Source organism: Pseudomonas sp. RU47 (assembly GCF_004011755.1).
In the GTDB taxonomy this organism is placed as follows: Bacteria; Pseudomonadota; Gammaproteobacteria; order Pseudomonadales; family Pseudomonadaceae; genus Aquipseudomonas.
Genome location: NZ_CP022411.1, coordinates 2,599,558 through 2,613,761 on the forward strand (window position 1 = coordinate 2,599,558; position 14,204 = coordinate 2,613,761).

Sequence of the window (14,204 nt, forward strand, 5' to 3'; positions counted from 1 at the left end):
TTTGCCTGCACCAGTGCTTTTGCCGAAAAACCGCTGGATCGCGCCGACCCTGCAAAGCATCGCCCTGATGCTGTTGCTGGCCGGCATGTCCCTGGCCGGATGGTCGCTGTACATTGGCATGCCGCTGGCGGTGCTGATTGTCTGGCTACCGCGCCTGCGCTCTCGCGCCATCCCCGATATCCAGCCTGCCGACAGCGGCAGCGCCATGTCCGAACTGACCCGCGACCTTTCCTACACCACCAGCCATAACGCTTTGTCGGCGGCGGGCGTGGCGTTTTCGGTCAAGGAACTGGCGAGCAAACTCGAATCGCAACTCGATGCGGCGGCGCAGATCGTCAGCAACGCCGAGGTGATGATCGCGACCGAACATGCGACTTCGCAGCTCAGCCGTACGGCGCTTGAGGCGGCCAGCCAGGCGCATCACAGCAGCGCAGCAGGGCGCACGGAACTGGTGGATTCGATCGCGCGCATGCATCAACTCAGTCAGCGCGCCAATGCCAGCCGTGAATTGATCGAAGCCTTGAGCCTGCGCAGCGACGACATTCAGCGCGTGACCCTGGTGATTCAGTCGATTGCCAGCCAGACCAATCTGCTCGCATTGAACGCGGCGATCGAAGCGGCGCGGGCCGGTGAGCATGGTCGCGGTTTTGCGGTGGTGGCGGACGAAGTGCGCGGGTTGGCGGCACGCACGGCGTCGGCAACCGGTGAAGTGGGCGAGATGGTCGCCGACATCCAACAACGCACGGCACAGGTCGTGGAGCAGATTCGCGAGTTGTCGAGTGATCTGCAGATCGGTGTCGAGCAGGTCGAGCACACTGGCCAGCATCTGGAGAACATCGCGCGACTGGCCGCCGGGGTGGAAACCCAGGTCGGTGAAATCGCCCAAGGCGCGGAAACCAATCGCGAACAACTCGACAGCCTGTTCAAGGCTATCGAGCAGATGCGTAGCGACCTGGCGATCAGCGATCAACAGACTCGCCGTCTCGCTGCAGCCGCCGTGCAAATGGAAGGGCAGGCGGAAACCATCAGCGAGCGTCTGGCCGAAGTCGGGCTGGATGACTATCACCAGCGCATTTACGATCTGGCCCGCGAAGGCGCAAGCCAGATTGCTGCGCGATTCGAGGCGGATGTCGAGCAGGGGCGAATCAGCCTTGAAGACTTGTTTGACCGCCAGTATCAGCCGATCCCGAATACGCAACCGGCGAAGTTTCAAACCCGTTTCGACCGTTACACCGATCAGGTGCTGCCGGCGATTCAGGAACCCTTGTTGCCGCGTCACGAGGGGTTGGTGTTCGCCATCGCCTGTACGCAGCAGGGTTATGTGCCGACGCACAATCAGCTGTTCAGTCAGCCGTTGACTGGCGATGCTCAGGTCGATGCGGTGAACAACCGCACCAAGCGCAAGTTTGCCGACCGCACCGGTATTCGCTGCGGCAGCCATCAACAACCGGTGTTGTTGCAGACTTACACCCGCGACACCGGTGAGCTGATGCATGATCTGTCGGTGCCGATCATGATCAAGGGCCGGCACTGGGGTGGATTGCGTCTGGGCTATAAGCCGGAAAGTCCGCGCTGAGGGATTGTTACTTCCGGTGCAATGAATATGTGCACGGAGCTTGCTGTTTTCGCCCGCAAGAAACCATTAACCTGCCCGCTTAGTTAGGGTGCTAATGATTTCGGGAGGGCTGCATGCAGTGCAGAGTTGATGTCGCCGTGATGATCGGCAGTGGCGTGCCTGCCGGATTGCGCGCAATGGGTCGGAGCGTCTGCTGGGTGGTGTTGCTCAATGGCGAGCGTCGCGGCACGGCGTTTGCCAGCCGCGACGAGGCCGAGGAGTGCAAGGCTGCGTGGCTCGCGCAATTGCATGCCGAACCGAGTGACAGCCTGCACTGATCAGGACTACTTGCCACGGTGCAGGCGTACATTCAGTTCATCGACCATTACCGCTTCTTCACCATCGGCCCTTAACCATTCCTTGAGCAATTGCGCCTGTTGCGGTGACCAGAAGTCGGCGTCGATCAGTTTGGTGTTGGCGTCCAGTGGATGCGCCTCGATGAAATCGTCGATTGCGTTATCGTCTGAAGGCAACCCCAGTTGATCGAACAGGGTTTTCAGATCGTATGCTGGCAGTTCCATCGTGTACTCCTTCGGTGGGCGCCGGTATGGCGCGGTCGTTCGCTCTCTTTATCTGAGGCAACCACTCGCCAGTAGTTCGATCTTTGACTCCAGTGAGCGGGCGAGGGCGCAGGCTTCGTTGTGATCTTCGCGGAAACCTCTTACACGGCCGGTCGATGTTTCCTTTATGTGGAAGAAGGCGTTGCCGGCCGGTACGACTTGAAAGCGTGGGCAATGGTCGTTCATATCAGTGGCACGCAGGATCAGCGGTGATTCGATCCGGGCGTCTGTGGTCATGGCAAAGTGAGTCCGAGTGCACATATGAAGTCCTTTTCATCAGTTGGCCGATGTTTACAGGCCGTTTCGGGTAGTCGGAATGAGCATCGCTGCTCTAGAATCGCCAGTACCTGTTGACGACAGGGCTTATCTAAAGCAATTTTTCGCCAGCGATATGTCGGAAAAGTGCTTTTTTTCGTGAGAATTTTCCCTAAAGTTCGTAGTCAGACAGCTCTTGCCAGCGGTGAGGATTTTTCCTTCAGGCTTTGGCGAAAAAGGGATGAGTTTCGCGAGTGACAATCCAGTAGTCTTACGGACCTCGCGCTGAATCAGCACTCTGCTCGATTCGGGTTTTTATTTGAGTCATTTGGTAGTTACATCGGCCTGGCTTTTTTTTGCCGTGCGCGTTTTCCGTGTGCGGTTTTTTCAGATGTGGGGATGTTTCTTTGGCAGTCAGTAATCTCGATATGCATGCTTTGTTCGTGTTGGGTGATTTGCGTGCAAAGCTGGTCAAGCTGTTCCAGTCGCGTTTTGTTTACATCACCGAGCAGAACGCCGAAGGCATTTACGTGGCTGAGATCGACACTGAAAGCGCTTTGGTGGTCGATGACAAACCGGGGCTCAAGCTCAAGGTCGGCGATCATTTCAGTGCATCGGTCTTGCCCAGCCGCGAAGGCGGCAAGATGGATATCCGCTTTCGCGAAATCAAACTCACGGTGTATGGACTGGGCGATTACGCCTTTGTCGACACTGCCGACGGGCACGCGATCCTGTTCAAGGAAGGTCACAGCGTGGTGACCGTGTTTGCGGCCAACCAGCAGTTGCAGGAAGGGCTGACCAAGACCCTCAAAGCCGTTACCGCCAAAGCCGCCAAGTGGCGCAAGGGTGAGCTGGTGACGTTCAAGGCCAGCGAGTGAGCCGCTCGGATTTTCATTCGCAGAACCTCGACACGGCGCGCGAGGAGGCTCGGCGTTTGTTTACCGCCAAGGCCGAGTTGCAGGGCGCCTGGCTGACCTGGGTGGCTGCGCAGATTTATCAATTGCGTCCCGCGGAATACGCCAGCATGGTCAGACGCGAGCTGCAAAGCCTGCAGGAAAAGTCTGATTCATAACCTCGTCCGGAGCGCGGCCCGGAAAAAGCAGGAACCTCGGCTACAGTCAGTTGACTGAGTATTCAGAGGCTTGCGGTCTTCTGTCAGGCCAACCTGCCATTGCTGTAAACAGCACGAGGTGCAATGCATGAACGGATTTCGACGGTTATTGGCCGCCAGCGTGGCCACGTTCGGTTTGCTGACATCAGCGCAATCGGTGACGGCCGCCCAGGCGCCGATCCACTTTGCTGACCTGAACTGGGAAAGCGGCAGCCTGATTACCGATGTACTGCGGATCATCGTCGAGAAGGGTTACGGACTGCCGACCGATACGTTGCCTGGCACCACCATTACTCTGGAAACCGCACTGGCCAACAATGACATCCAGGTCATTGGCGAAGAATGGGCCGGGCGCAGTCCGGTATGGGTCAAGGCCGAAGCCGAAGGCAAAGTCGTCAGCCTGGGCGATACGGTCAAGGGCGCGACCGAGGGTTGGTGGGTGCCGGAGTACGTGATCAAGGGCGACCCGGCCAAGGGCATCAAGCCGCTGGCGCCGGACTTGCGCAGTGTCAGTGACCTTAAAAAGTACAAGGATGTGTTCAAGGATCCGGAGAACCCGAGCAAGGGACGGTTCCTCAACAGTCCGATCGGCTGGACCTCGGAAGTGGTCAACAAGCAGAAGTTGACCGCTTATGGTCTGCAGGACGATTACACCAACTTCCGCAGTGGCTCGGGCGCGGCGCTGGATGCCGAGATCAGCTCATCGATTCGTCGCGGCAAGCCAGTGCTGTTTTACTACTGGTCACCGACTCCGCTGCTGGGCAAATTCAAACTGGTGCAACTGGAAGAGCCGCCGTTTGACGCCGAAGCGTGGAAGACCCTGACTGACGCCGATAATCCCAATCCGAAACCCACTCGGTCACTGGCCTCGAAGCTATCGATCGGTGTGTCTACGCCGTTTCAGAAGCAGTATCCGCAGATTGCCGAGTTCTTCAGCAAGGTGGATTTTCCGATCGAACCGTTGAACAAGGCATTGGCCGAGATGAGCGAGAAGCACACGGCGCCGCGTGATGCGGCGGTGGCGTTCATGAAGGCCCACCCGGATGTGTGGCAGGCCTGGTTGCCGAAGGATGTGGCGGAGAGGGTTGCGGCTGATTTGAAATAGAGGCTGATGCGGCTGGCCTCATCGCGAGCAGGCGAAGGCCTACATTTGGAAAGCATTCCCCTGTAGGAGTGAGCCTGCTCGCGATGCTTTTAAAACTTCGTTTGCACCGCCAATTCAAAGGTACGCGGTGTTCCGAGGTAATACGCTGGCGAAACATGCGCAAACTCGGCATACACCTCATTGCTCAGATTACGCACGCGCCCGGTCACGGTGGTGTGCGAATCAACCTTGTAGCTGAGGAAGCTGCCGAACAAGGTGTACGACGGCACCGTCATGGTGTTGGCCGTGTCCGCATACACCGACGCCACATATCGTGCATCAACCCCACCTTGCCACTGCGGCGAAAAGTCATAAGTCAGCCACAGATTACCGACCCGATCCGGCACATTGGTCGGCGTATTGCCCTTGCGTGAAACCACCACACCGGCGGCATTCTTTTCGGTGAAATCATCGTACTGCGCGTCGACCCAGGCGAAGTTGCCTTCAGCCAACAGCTTGTCGGTGATCCGCAACGAACTGGCGATTTCCACCCCTTTCGACGTCTGTTGACCGACCGGAATACTGCCGGCCGGATCTAGCGGGTCGGTCACCGCGAAGTCTTTTCGCTCGATGGTGTAAGCGGCAATCGTCGCCGAGCCGCGTCCATTCAGATAATCGAATTTGCTACCAATCTCCCACTGCTTGCCGGTCGAGACGTCGAAATTCTGCGTGCCATTCGGTTGCTCGGCGGCGGTGCTGTATTGCACGTAGACGTTGGCCGAGGGAATGAACTGGTAGGTCAGGCCGGCGCGGCCGGTGACTGGCTCCCAACTGCGCTTGAGGTGTTTCGGGTTGGCAGCGGTCACGGTGCGATGGTTGGTCACGTCGAGGTCAATGTCGTCATAGCGCAGGCCGGTGAGCAGCGACAGTTTGTCGGTCAACGCCAGCCGGTTTTCCATGAACAATGCTTTGGTGGTGACCTCGTTGGTCTTGTCGCTGATCAATTTCGGGTTGGTGCCGGGAATGTCGTAGAAATGCCCCGGACGGTAGTTGTTCGGGTCCACCGTGCTCGGACCTTTGATGTTCAGCGGCGAGTTGGTGGTCTGGTTGACCTTGTATTCAAAGCCACCCGACCACGTCGTATCCAGACCGAACAGCGTGTTGTCATGGCGCAGCTCGAACTGGTTGCCGTTCTGCTCGCCCTGATGGCGTACTTGATACGCGGTGGAGCGATTCACCGCTGTGTTGTCGGCGTTGTACTGGTAGGTTTCGAGGTTGCGGTAATCGCGCTGGCTGTCGAGGTGATACAGCGTGTTGCGCAGGGTGGTGCTGTCGTTGATGCGGTAGTCGATGATCGAACGGACCCAGATCGTTCGCTGCTCGTAACGCCCGTCCTCGACGTTGTAGTTGTTGAAGCGGTTGTGTTTGTCGATCTTCAACTCACCGGCCTTGGGATTGAGCACGGGCGTGCCCCAGTACGGACTGTCTTCGTGTTCGTCCTGATATTCCAGTGCCAACGTGTGCGACAGGTCGGGCGTGAGATCGCTGAGCAGCGAGAACGCCACGCTCCAGGCATCGCGCTCCTGGCGGTCGATGTAGCCGTTGCTGGTGTTGTGGCTGACGTCGAGTCGCGCGTAGTGCTGCACGTCGGCGCTGGGATCGGTCAGTGCATGGTTGAGGCCGAAGGCGGTTTCGGTGGTGTCGTACGTGCCGTAGCTGACCCGGCCTTCAACAGCTTGTTCGTCGCGGGTGGCGAGCTTGGTCACGTAGTTCAGCGAACCGCCGACCGAGCCTGCGCCATTGATCAGCGATGACGGGCCGCCGACCAGTTCCACGCGGTCGTAGATCCACGAATCAACTGGCCGCGCCAGGCCGCCGGAAACGTTGATTCCGTTGAACATCTGAGTAATCTGGCTGCTGGTGAAGCCACGATAGGAAACGAACCCGCCGAACCCCGGCGGTGCGCTGGCGTTAACCCCGGGGAGGGTGTTGGCGGCGTCCTGAAAGTTCTGTGCGCCGTGGCGCTCGATGTCGTTGCGATTGGCGATGGCCACTGAAGCCGGTGTGTCGCGCACGCTCAAGCCGAGGCGTGAGGCCATGCCGCTGGACTGGTCGAGGCTCAGGCCCGGTTCTGCACCGGACTCGCCATCAATGGTGATCGGCGCCAGATCCACGGTGGATTGCGCCCAGACGTTGACGGACAGGCAGCCGCACAGGCTCGCCAGCAAAGTGAGTTGTTTCATCATTGAATCCTGAATGCTTGTCTAGGAGTCAGCGCACAGGCAAACGCCGCGCGTTGGCGCAGTGGGCTGACAAATCAAAAAGGCAAAGACACTCAGGCGAGCGGTGGGGCGCGAGGGTTGGCCGAAGGCCAGGTGAAGCGGGCAGGAAGGTCGGCGCTGACGATGGGCACCAGCGGCGGGCTGTGCTGTTCCGGCAGGATTGCCAGGGTCAGGCTGGAGTTGAACGCTGGGCCCATGCCGCCGCCGACCGAGCACAGCGGGCAGCCAAACGCCTTGGACAGGGTCGGCAGTTGTTCTTCGGTGGGATTGCTGGCGAGCGGCGCTTGAGTGGCCGGGTCGACTGTACAGAACTGGCCGCCGATGCCGTTGAGTTGCATGCCGACCATTTGTCCGTGACCGATGCTGCAGGCGAACACGTTGAACAGGACGCAGCAATAAAGCATCCAGGCCAGCAGTGAGCGATCGGAACGGGAGAATTTCATGGGGCGGCACTTTACCGTACCGCTGATCGGTCGTGCACTTGAAAAAAATCCGACTAGGATGATTTGTTCAAATCCCTTTCCAAGGATTTCAACCATGACCTTTGTGTTGGCTCAATGGCTGGTGACTACTTTCGCGGTGATCGCCTTGATGCATGTGTATTGGGCGCTGGGCGGGCAATGGGCGGCGGCAGTAGTCGTGCCGCAGGTGCCGGTGCGCGGATTGGTCGCAACGGTGCGACCGGCGTTCAAGCCTTCGGGCTGGCTCACGTTGATCGTGGCGGCGGCGCTGTTGGTGATTGCGGCATTGGTGTGCATGCGAGTTGGCTGGGGCATGCCGGCGGTGACGCACAAGGCGCTGCAATGGGTGATCAGCGCAATTGCGCTGTTGATGTTTGCCCGGGCGATTGGTGATTCGAATCTGGTCGGGTTCTTCAAGGAAGTGAAGGACTCGCGGTTTGCGCGGCTCGACACCTGGGTGTATTCGCCGTTGTGTGCGGTGTTGGGGGCGGGGTTGTTGGCGGTGGCTTGGGTTTGAAACTGATCTGAAATTTGTGATGACCTGGCTGGCCCCTTCGCGAGCAGGCTCGCTCCCACAGTGATTGTGGGTATTCACAGATATGTGATTTCACCCAAAACCCTGTGGGAGCGAGCCTGCTCGCGAAGGGGCCAGACCAGACACCGCAAGCTCTGGACTAGCTACCGCTTTCAGTCCGTCGACTACTGACCTCGGCCGGCACATCATCCCCAGCCATGCGCTTGCGGAACAACGCCGCCCGCGCCAGCAGCAAGGTCGTCACCGGCACAGTGATCGCCAGCAATATCGGAATCAGCCAGGCATGCACCACCGGACCGGATTTCAACGCCGAAAAGCAGATGATCGACGCCAGCGCCACACACCATGCCCCCAGCGTTGAAGCCAGCGCCGGCGGGTGCATGCGCTGGAAGTAATCTTTCATGCGCAATAATCCGATCGCACCGATCAACGCAAACAGACCGCTGAGCACCAGCAGGATCGCCACCGGAATCTCGATCCACAGAGACAATTCAGCATTCATTCGATCACCTCGCCACGCAGCAGGAATTTCGCCAGTGCAAACGAGCCGACGAAGCCGAACAGCGCAATCAGCAGCGCCGCTTCGAAGTAAGTGTCACTGGAATAACGAATACCCAGGGTCAGCATCATCAGCATGGCGACGATGTACAGGTAGTCCAGCGCCAATACCCGATCCTGTGCCGACGGGCCTTTGAACAGGCGCACCAAGGTCAGCACCATCGCCAGCGAGAACAGGAACAGCGTTAGCAGAATCGCGTTCGACAGTAATGGGCTCATTCGAAAATCTCCATCAACGGCCGTTCGTAGGTGCTCTTGAAGTGCTCGATGAATTGCACTTCGTCATCCAGATCCCAGACGTGCAGCAGCAGAATGCTGCGATCCAGCGCCAGCTCTGACCACACTGTGCCGGGCACCACTGTGCAGATCATCGCCAGGGTCGCCAGGCCATGGGCATCGCGCAGGTCCAGCGGTACTTTGACAAAGCCCGAGCGCGGAGGGCGACGACCGGCATTCAGTACGCCCCAGGCGACGATCAGGTTGGACATCACCACATCACGGCCCACGACCAGGAACAGGCGCAGGATCGTCCCCGGCCGGCGAATGCGCGCTCGTTTCGGGCGCAATTTGCGCATCATCAACGGAGCGGCAAAGCCTAGTATCGCGCCGAGCAACAGGTTGCCCGGGCTGATCGACAGGTTCAGGGTCAGCCACAAGGCGCAAAGTGCCAACGACAGCAGCGGTGCAGGAAACACGCGGTTCATGGCTGCACCTCCAGCATCGCCGATTTGGCTTCCGGACTCGGTACGGCACGGGTGCCGAGCACCGCCATCACGTACTGCTGCGGGTTGTGCAACGCCTCGGCAGTGGCCTGGGTGTAACGCAACAGGGGTTCAGCCTTGAAAGTCAGGACGATGCTCAGCCCCAGCAACAGGAAGATCGGCGCGCATTCGAGTTTGCGCAGCAGTGGCGAAGGGCGCTCCTCCGGGGTCCAGAAGCGCTGGATGCCGAGGCGCGAGAACGCCATCAACGACGCCAGCCCGGTAAGGATCAGCAGCGCCAGCAATGCCCAAGCCGCGTTGGAAATCGGCGCGCCAGTGCCCAGCCCCAGCGGATTGAGCAGCGCGCCGATCAGACTGAGTTTGCCGATAAAACCGGACAGCGGCGGCATGCCGATGATCAGCAGCGCGCAAGCAATAAAGCTCAGGCCGAGAAACGCCATGGTCCACGGGATGACCTGACCGACCACAGCTTTTTGCTCGTCGTCGAGGTTGATGCCTTTGGGCGGTTGCAGGGATTCCTGCGGGCGCGGCAGCAGTTCGCTTTCGTCTTCCAGCGGGATCTCGTTGGCCGAGCGCGAACGTTCGATCAACTCGGCCAGCAGGAACAGTGCGCTCAGTGCCAGGGTCGAGCTGACCAGATAGAACAACGCGGCGCCGATCAGGTTCGGCTGGGCGAACCCGATTGCCGACAGCAGAATCCCCGCCGACACCAGAATGCTCAGACTGGCCATGCGCTCCAGGCGTTGCGCGGCGAGAATTGCCAGCGCCGCGCAGGCCATGGTCGCCATGCCGCCGTAGATCAGCCAGTCGCCGCCAAAGAACGCCGAGGCACCGGCTTGCCCAGAGAACAGCAGGGTCCACAGGCGCAGCAAGGTGTAGACGCCGACCTTGGTCATGATCGCGAACATCGCCGCCACCGGCGCACTGGCCGAGGAATAGGCCGGCACCAGCCAGAAGTTCAGCGGCCACATGCCAGCCTTGGCCAGGAACGCGACGGCGAGAATCCCGGCGCCGGCATGCAGCAAGCCACGGTCGGCTTCCGGCACCAGCGGAATCTTCAGCGCCAGATCGGCCATGTTCAGCGTGCCGGTGACGCCGTAGATCAATGCCGCGCCAATCAGAAACAGCGACGAAGCGAGCAGGTTGATCGAGATGTAATGCAGCCCCGACGAGACCCGCGCCCGACCCGATCCATGCAACAGCAACCCATAGGACGCGGCGAGCAGGACTTCGAAGAACACAAAGAGGTTGAACAGGTCGGCGGTCAGAAATGCGCCATACAACCCCATCAACTGAATCTGGAACAACGCGTGGAAGCTCGAACCGGCGCCGTCCCAGCGGGCCATGGCAAACAGCAGGGCGCTGACGCCGATGATCCCGGTCAGCACCAGCATCAGCGCCGACAGGCGATCAACTACCAGCACAATGCCGAACGGCGCCTGCCAGTTGCCCGGCAGGTACACGCCAATCGAACCGGGCACGCCCGTGGTTTGCGTCCACTGCAGCAGCATCACCGAGATGAACAGGCCGACGAGGCTGGAGAACAGATTGATTTTCGCCTTCAGCGGTCGGTGCCGCTCGCCGAGCATCAGCATGATGGCGGCGGTCAGCAGCGGCAGCAGAATCGGTGCGGCGATCAGGTGAGTCATCGCCATCATTCTTTAGGCTCCCGGCCGTCGACGTGGTCGGTGCCGGTCAGGCCGCGCGAGGCGAGCAGAACGACGAGGAACAGCGCGGTCATGGCGAAGCTGATGACGATCGCAGTCAGCACCAGTGCCTGTGGCAGCGGGTCGGTGTAGTGCAGCAAGTCTTGGGTCACGCCATCCTTGATCACCGGCTCCTTGCCGATAAACAGGCTGCCCATGCTGAAGATGAACAAGTTGACGCCGTACGACAGCAGGCACAGGCCCATGACCACCTGGAACGTCCGTGGGCGCAGGATCAACCAGACGCCGGACGCGGCGAGCACGCCGATGGCGATTGCGATGACTTCTTCCATCAGACGGCTCCTTTGCTGGCGACGGACTTGGGCAGCGATGCGGTCTTGTGACCCCGCACCGATTGGTGGGCGAGGGCGGTGAGGATCAACAAGGTCGAACCGACCACCACGCCGTACACGCCAACGTCGAAGAACAGCGCGCTGGCGATATGGATGTCACCCAGCACTGGCAAAGTGAAATGCCAGGTGTGCGTGGTGAGGAACGGATAGCCGACCAGCATCGCCCCCAGGCCGGTGGCGGTGGCGAACAGTAACCCGGTGCCCATCCAGCGCAGCGGCCGCAGACTCATTTGCGCCTCGACCCACTGTGTACCGGCGACCATGTATTGCAGGATGAACGCCACCGACATCACCAGACCGGCGACGAAACCGCCACCCGGTTGGTTGTGCCCGCGCATGAACAGGTAGAACGACACCACCAGCGCAATCGGCAGCAACAGGCGAACCAGCACTGCCGGCACCATCATGAAGCCGAGTGCGGTGTCGCTAGCCGAACGCGGGTTGACCAGATCGGTGACCACGTCCGGCGCCAGCAAGCGTTGCTGGGCGGGCAGTTGCAGGCTTTCTTTCGGTGGGCGGAAACGCCGCAGCAGAGCGAACACGGTCAGCGCCACGGCGACCAGCACGGTGATTTCGCCGAGGGTGTCGAAGCCACGGAAATCCACCAGCATCACGTTGACCACGTTGCTGCCACCGCCCTCGGGCATGGCGCGGCTGAGGTAGAACGAAGAGATGTCGTTCGGCGTCTGCCGCGTGAGCATCGCGTAGGACAGCAGCGCCATGCCACCACCGACGGCAATCGACAGCAGCAAGTCGCGCAGACGACGAATGCGTGCCTTGCGCAGGCTGCTTGGCAGTGGCGAGACTTCTTCGATACGGCGTGGCAACCAGCGCAGGCCGAGCAGGATCAGCACGGTGGTGACCACTTCTACCGCCAGTTGCGTCAGCGCCAGATCGGGCGCGGAGAACCAGACGAAAGTCACGCAGGTCATCAAGCCGCAGACGCTGACCATGGTCAAAGCGGCGAGACGGTGATACTTGGCCTGCCACGCGGCGCCGAGGGCACAGGCAATCGCCAGCAGCCACAAGGTCACAAAGACGATCGAGCCGGGAATCTTCGGCCGGTCGCCCCAGCTCAGGCTGCTGTGCAGCATCGGAATCAGGCCGGCGAGCACGGCCGCCAACACCATCAGGAACAATTGCATCTGCAGACGCTTGGTGCCGAGTCGCCGCTCTGCGCGCCGGGCCATGCGCATCATCACCACCAGGCTGCGCTCGAACAGGCGCTTGCCGTTGAAGCGGCCAACCAACGGCGGGTACTTGAAGCGTCCGCGCTTGAGCTGATTGCGCAGCAACAGATAGACAATGATGCCGCCGGACATGGCGATCAGGCTCATGATCATTGGCGCGTTGAGGCCGTGCCAGATTGCCAGGCTGTATTCCGGTAGCGTGCCGCCAACCACGGGCAACGCGGCGGCGGCGAGCAACGGGCCGACGATCTGCGCCGGGAAAATCCCCACCAGCAAGCACGTGAACACCAGCAGTTCTACCGGCGCGCGCATCCAGCGCGGCGGCTCGTGTGGGGTGTGCGGCAGGTCGGTGGCCGGCGGGCCGAAGAACACATCGACGGTGAAGCGCAGCGAGTAGGCAACGCTGAATGTACCGGCGATGGTCGCGACAATCGGCAACGCCGCTTCGACCCAGGCCGTGGCATTGATGAACACGGTTTCGGCGAAGAACATCTCTTTCGACAGGAAACCGTTGAGCAATGGCACGCCCGCCATCGAGGCACTGGCAACCATGGCCAGCGTCGCGGTGAACGGAATCAGTTTGATCAGGCCGCTGAGCTTGCGGATATCGCGAGTGCCACTTTCGTGGTCGATGATGCCCGCCGCCATGAACAGCGAGGCCTTGAACGTCGCGTGGTTGAGGATGTGGAATACCGCCGCCACTGCCGCCAGCGGACTGTTCAGGCCGAGTAACAGGGTAATCAGGCCTAGATGGCTGATAGTCGAGTAAGCGAGCAGACCTTTGAGGTCGTTCTGGAACATCGCGCAATACGCGCCGAGCAACAGCGTACACGCGCCGGCCCCGCTGACGATGTAGAACCATTCTTCACTGCCGGACAACGACGGCCACAGGCGCGCGAGCAGGAAAACCCCGGCCTTGACCATGGTGGCCGAGTGCAGATAGGCGGAGACGGGTGTTGGCGCCGCCATTGCGTGCGGCAGCCAGAAATGGAAAGGGAACTGCGCGCTTTTGCTGAGTGCGCCGATAAGAATGAGGGGTAAAAGGATAGGGTAGAGGGCGTGTGCACGAATCATGTCGCCGGCGGCCAGGACCTTGTCGAGGTCATAGCTGCCGACGACATGGCCGAGAATCATGACCCCCGCCAGCAGGCATAACCCGCCGGCACCGGTGACCATCAGTGCCATATAGGCACCGCGCCGGGCGTCGGCGCGGTGGTGCCAATAGCCGATCAACAGGAATGAAAAGAGACTGGTCAGCTCCCAGAAAAACACGATCTGTATCAGATTGCCGGAGATGACCAGGCCGAGCATGGCGCCCATGAATGCCAGGAAAAAGGCGAAGAAACGCGGCACCGGATCGTCCGGCGACATGTAATAACGAGCGTACAAGGAGACCAGCGTGCCAATGCCGAGCACCAGCATCGAGAACAGCCAGGCGAAGCCATCCATGCGTAGAACGAAGTTCAGACCAAGGCTGGGCAGCCACATGAATTCTTCGCGGATCACGCCGCCGTGGGCAATTTGCGGATACAACAGCGCGACCTGGACGGTGCCGATCAAAGCGACCAGGCCTGCCAACAGGGATTCGGTATTACGCGCGTTATGAGGCAGCACCGCTGCCAGACAGCTGCCAATGAATGGCAGAAGCAGTAGAACTATCAGGGACATAGGCTTCTAATCTGCGGAAGTTTGTGAAGCATCATACGTGCCAGCTCCCCGATCACCAAACGCGAGGATGTCTCAGAATCCTACAAAGTAGTCTGGATTTTTCT

16 protein-coding genes are annotated in these 14,204 nt (G+C 60.2%); 6 read left to right on the forward strand and 10 right to left on the reverse strand.

Features of this window, described 5'->3' with window-relative positions; all coding sequences use genetic code 11:
* The first annotated feature begins 352 nt into the window (after positions 1-352).
* Complete coding sequence (locus CCX46_RS11905; RefSeq protein ID WP_446730738.1) at positions 353-1,576, forward strand: methyl-accepting chemotaxis protein; 1,224 nt, start codon at positions 353-355, stop codon at positions 1,574-1,576.
* Between the two features lie 113 nt (positions 1,577-1,689).
* Positions 1,690-1,893 (forward strand): hypothetical protein, encoded by a 204-nt coding sequence (locus CCX46_RS11910; protein ID WP_122600076.1) that lies wholly within the window; start codon positions 1,690-1,692, stop codon positions 1,891-1,893.
* 6 nt (positions 1,894-1,899) lie between these two features.
* On the opposite strand, the gene CCX46_RS11915 is transcribed toward CCX46_RS11910, so the two are convergent.
* Together CCX46_RS11915 and CCX46_RS11920 are read right to left on the reverse strand one after the other, a co-directional pair.
* Positions 1,900-2,136: a DUF2789 family protein gene (locus CCX46_RS11915; protein ID WP_127926807.1), complete on the reverse strand. Its 237-nt coding sequence runs from the start codon at positions 2,134-2,136 to the stop codon at positions 1,900-1,902.
* Positions 2,137-2,184: 48 nt separating this feature from the next.
* Positions 2,185-2,436, reverse strand: coding sequence for a hypothetical protein (locus CCX46_RS11920; protein WP_127926808.1), 252 nt, complete (start codon positions 2,434-2,436; stop codon positions 2,185-2,187).
* A 422-nt stretch (positions 2,437-2,858) separates the two neighbouring features.
* Between CCX46_RS11920 and CCX46_RS11925 the strand changes: the two genes are divergently transcribed.
* From CCX46_RS11925 to CCX46_RS11935, 3 genes are all read left to right on the forward strand, one after another.
* The gene (locus CCX46_RS11925) at positions 2,859-3,308 is read left to right on the forward strand and encodes a hypothetical protein (protein ID WP_174245057.1); all 450 of its coding nucleotides are present in this window, start codon (positions 2,859-2,861) and stop codon (positions 3,306-3,308) included.
* On the forward strand, positions 3,305-3,502 hold the full coding sequence (locus CCX46_RS11930) for a hypothetical protein (RefSeq protein WP_127926809.1): 198 nt from the start codon (positions 3,305-3,307) through the stop codon (positions 3,500-3,502). Before CCX46_RS11925 ends, CCX46_RS11930 begins: the two co-directional genes overlap by 4 nt.
* 127 nt (positions 3,503-3,629) lie before the next feature.
* Positions 3,630-4,646 carry an ABC transporter substrate-binding protein gene (locus CCX46_RS11935; protein WP_127926810.1) on the forward strand — a complete coding sequence of 339 codons (1,017 nt, stop codon included), beginning with the start codon at positions 3,630-3,632 and terminating at the stop codon, positions 4,644-4,646.
* 89 nt (positions 4,647-4,735) lie between these two features.
* Here the strand turns inward: CCX46_RS11935 and CCX46_RS11940 are convergent, their stop codons facing one another.
* Both CCX46_RS11940 and CCX46_RS11945 read right to left on the reverse strand, forming a co-directional pair.
* The gene (locus CCX46_RS11940; RefSeq protein WP_127926811.1) at positions 4,736-6,868 is read right to left on the reverse strand and encodes a TonB-dependent receptor; all 2,133 of its coding nucleotides are present in this window, start codon (positions 6,866-6,868) and stop codon (positions 4,736-4,738) included.
* Positions 6,869-6,960: 92 nt separating this feature from the next.
* Positions 6,961-7,350 (reverse strand): DUF2946 domain-containing protein, encoded by a 390-nt coding sequence (locus tag CCX46_RS11945; protein WP_127926812.1) that lies wholly within the window; start codon positions 7,348-7,350, stop codon positions 6,961-6,963.
* Between the two features lie 94 nt (positions 7,351-7,444).
* Between CCX46_RS11945 and CCX46_RS11950 the strand changes: the two genes are divergently transcribed.
* Entirely contained in the window at positions 7,445-7,885 is a 441-nt protein-coding gene (locus CCX46_RS11950) for a DUF3995 domain-containing protein (RefSeq protein WP_127926813.1), read from the forward strand.
* Between the two features lie 157 nt (positions 7,886-8,042).
* Here CCX46_RS11950 and CCX46_RS11955 read toward each other — a convergent pair whose 3' ends face one another.
* From CCX46_RS11955 to CCX46_RS11980, 6 genes are read right to left on the reverse strand one after another with little or no spacing between them, the layout of a single operon-like run.
* Positions 8,043-8,405, reverse strand: a complete 363-nt coding sequence (locus CCX46_RS11955; RefSeq protein WP_127926814.1) for a Na+/H+ antiporter subunit G — start codon at positions 8,403-8,405, stop codon at positions 8,043-8,045.
* The gene (locus tag CCX46_RS11960) at positions 8,402-8,680 is read right to left on the reverse strand and encodes a K+/H+ antiporter subunit F (protein WP_007910754.1); all 279 of its coding nucleotides are present in this window, start codon (positions 8,678-8,680) and stop codon (positions 8,402-8,404) included. Before CCX46_RS11960 ends, CCX46_RS11955 begins: the two co-directional genes overlap by 4 nt.
* Entirely contained in the window at positions 8,677-9,165 is a 489-nt protein-coding gene (locus CCX46_RS11965; protein WP_127926815.1) for a Na+/H+ antiporter subunit E, read from the reverse strand. Before CCX46_RS11965 ends, CCX46_RS11960 begins: the two co-directional genes overlap by 4 nt.
* Positions 9,162-10,841: a monovalent cation/H+ antiporter subunit D gene (locus tag CCX46_RS11970; RefSeq protein WP_127926816.1), complete on the reverse strand. Its 1,680-nt coding sequence runs from the start codon at positions 10,839-10,841 to the stop codon at positions 9,162-9,164. Before CCX46_RS11970 ends, CCX46_RS11965 begins: the two co-directional genes overlap by 4 nt.
* On the reverse strand, positions 10,838-11,182 hold the full coding sequence (locus tag CCX46_RS11975; RefSeq protein ID WP_007910763.1) for a Na+/H+ antiporter subunit C: 345 nt from the start codon (positions 11,180-11,182) through the stop codon (positions 10,838-10,840). The genes CCX46_RS11970 and CCX46_RS11975 overlap by 4 nt, the downstream gene beginning before the upstream one ends.
* The gene (locus CCX46_RS11980) at positions 11,182-14,100 is read right to left on the reverse strand and encodes a monovalent cation/H+ antiporter subunit A (RefSeq protein ID WP_127926817.1); all 2,919 of its coding nucleotides are present in this window, start codon (positions 14,098-14,100) and stop codon (positions 11,182-11,184) included. Before CCX46_RS11980 ends, CCX46_RS11975 begins: the two co-directional genes overlap by 1 nt.
* Positions 14,101-14,204: the final 104 nt, after the last annotated feature.

Excerpts from the sequence above, each read along its gene's own strand:
- CCX46_RS11975 (WP_007910763.1), bottom strand. The coding sequence starts at position 11,182 with ATGGAAGAAGTCATCGCAATCGCCATCGGCGTGCTCGCCGCGTCCGGC.
- CCX46_RS11950 (WP_127926813.1), top strand. The coding sequence starts at position 7,445 with ATGACCTTTGTGTTGGCTCAATGGCTGGTGACTACTTTCGCGGTGATC.
- CCX46_RS11920 (WP_127926808.1), bottom strand. The coding sequence starts at position 2,436 with ATGTGCACTCGGACTCACTTTGCCATGACCACAGACGCCCGGATCGAA.
- CCX46_RS11980 (WP_127926817.1), bottom strand. The coding sequence starts at position 14,100 with ATGTCCCTGATAGTTCTACTGCTTCTGCCATTCATTGGCAGCTGTCTG.
- CCX46_RS11925 (WP_174245057.1), top strand. The coding sequence starts at position 2,859 with ATGCATGCTTTGTTCGTGTTGGGTGATTTGCGTGCAAAGCTGGTCAAG.
- CCX46_RS11910 (WP_122600076.1), top strand. The coding sequence starts at position 1,690 with ATGCAGTGCAGAGTTGATGTCGCCGTGATGATCGGCAGTGGCGTGCCT.
- CCX46_RS11940 (WP_127926811.1), bottom strand. The coding sequence starts at position 6,868 with ATGAAACAACTCACTTTGCTGGCGAGCCTGTGCGGCTGCCTGTCCGTC.
- CCX46_RS11915 (WP_127926807.1), bottom strand. The coding sequence starts at position 2,136 with ATGGAACTGCCAGCATACGATCTGAAAACCCTGTTCGATCAACTGGGG.
- CCX46_RS11960 (WP_007910754.1), bottom strand. The coding sequence starts at position 8,680 with ATGAGCCCATTACTGTCGAACGCGATTCTGCTAACGCTGTTCCTGTTC.
- CCX46_RS11970 (WP_127926816.1), bottom strand. The coding sequence starts at position 10,841 with ATGATGGCGATGACTCACCTGATCGCCGCACCGATTCTGCTGCCGCTG.
- CCX46_RS11965 (WP_127926815.1), bottom strand. The coding sequence starts at position 9,165 with ATGAACCGCGTGTTTCCTGCACCGCTGCTGTCGTTGGCACTTTGCGCC.
- CCX46_RS11945 (WP_127926812.1), bottom strand. The coding sequence starts at position 7,350 with ATGAAATTCTCCCGTTCCGATCGCTCACTGCTGGCCTGGATGCTTTAT.
- CCX46_RS11955 (WP_127926814.1), bottom strand. The coding sequence starts at position 8,405 with ATGAATGCTGAATTGTCTCTGTGGATCGAGATTCCGGTGGCGATCCTG.
- CCX46_RS11935 (WP_127926810.1), top strand. The coding sequence starts at position 3,630 with ATGAACGGATTTCGACGGTTATTGGCCGCCAGCGTGGCCACGTTCGGT.
- CCX46_RS11905 (WP_446730738.1), top strand. The coding sequence starts at position 353 with ATGATCGCGACCGAACATGCGACTTCGCAGCTCAGCCGTACGGCGCTT.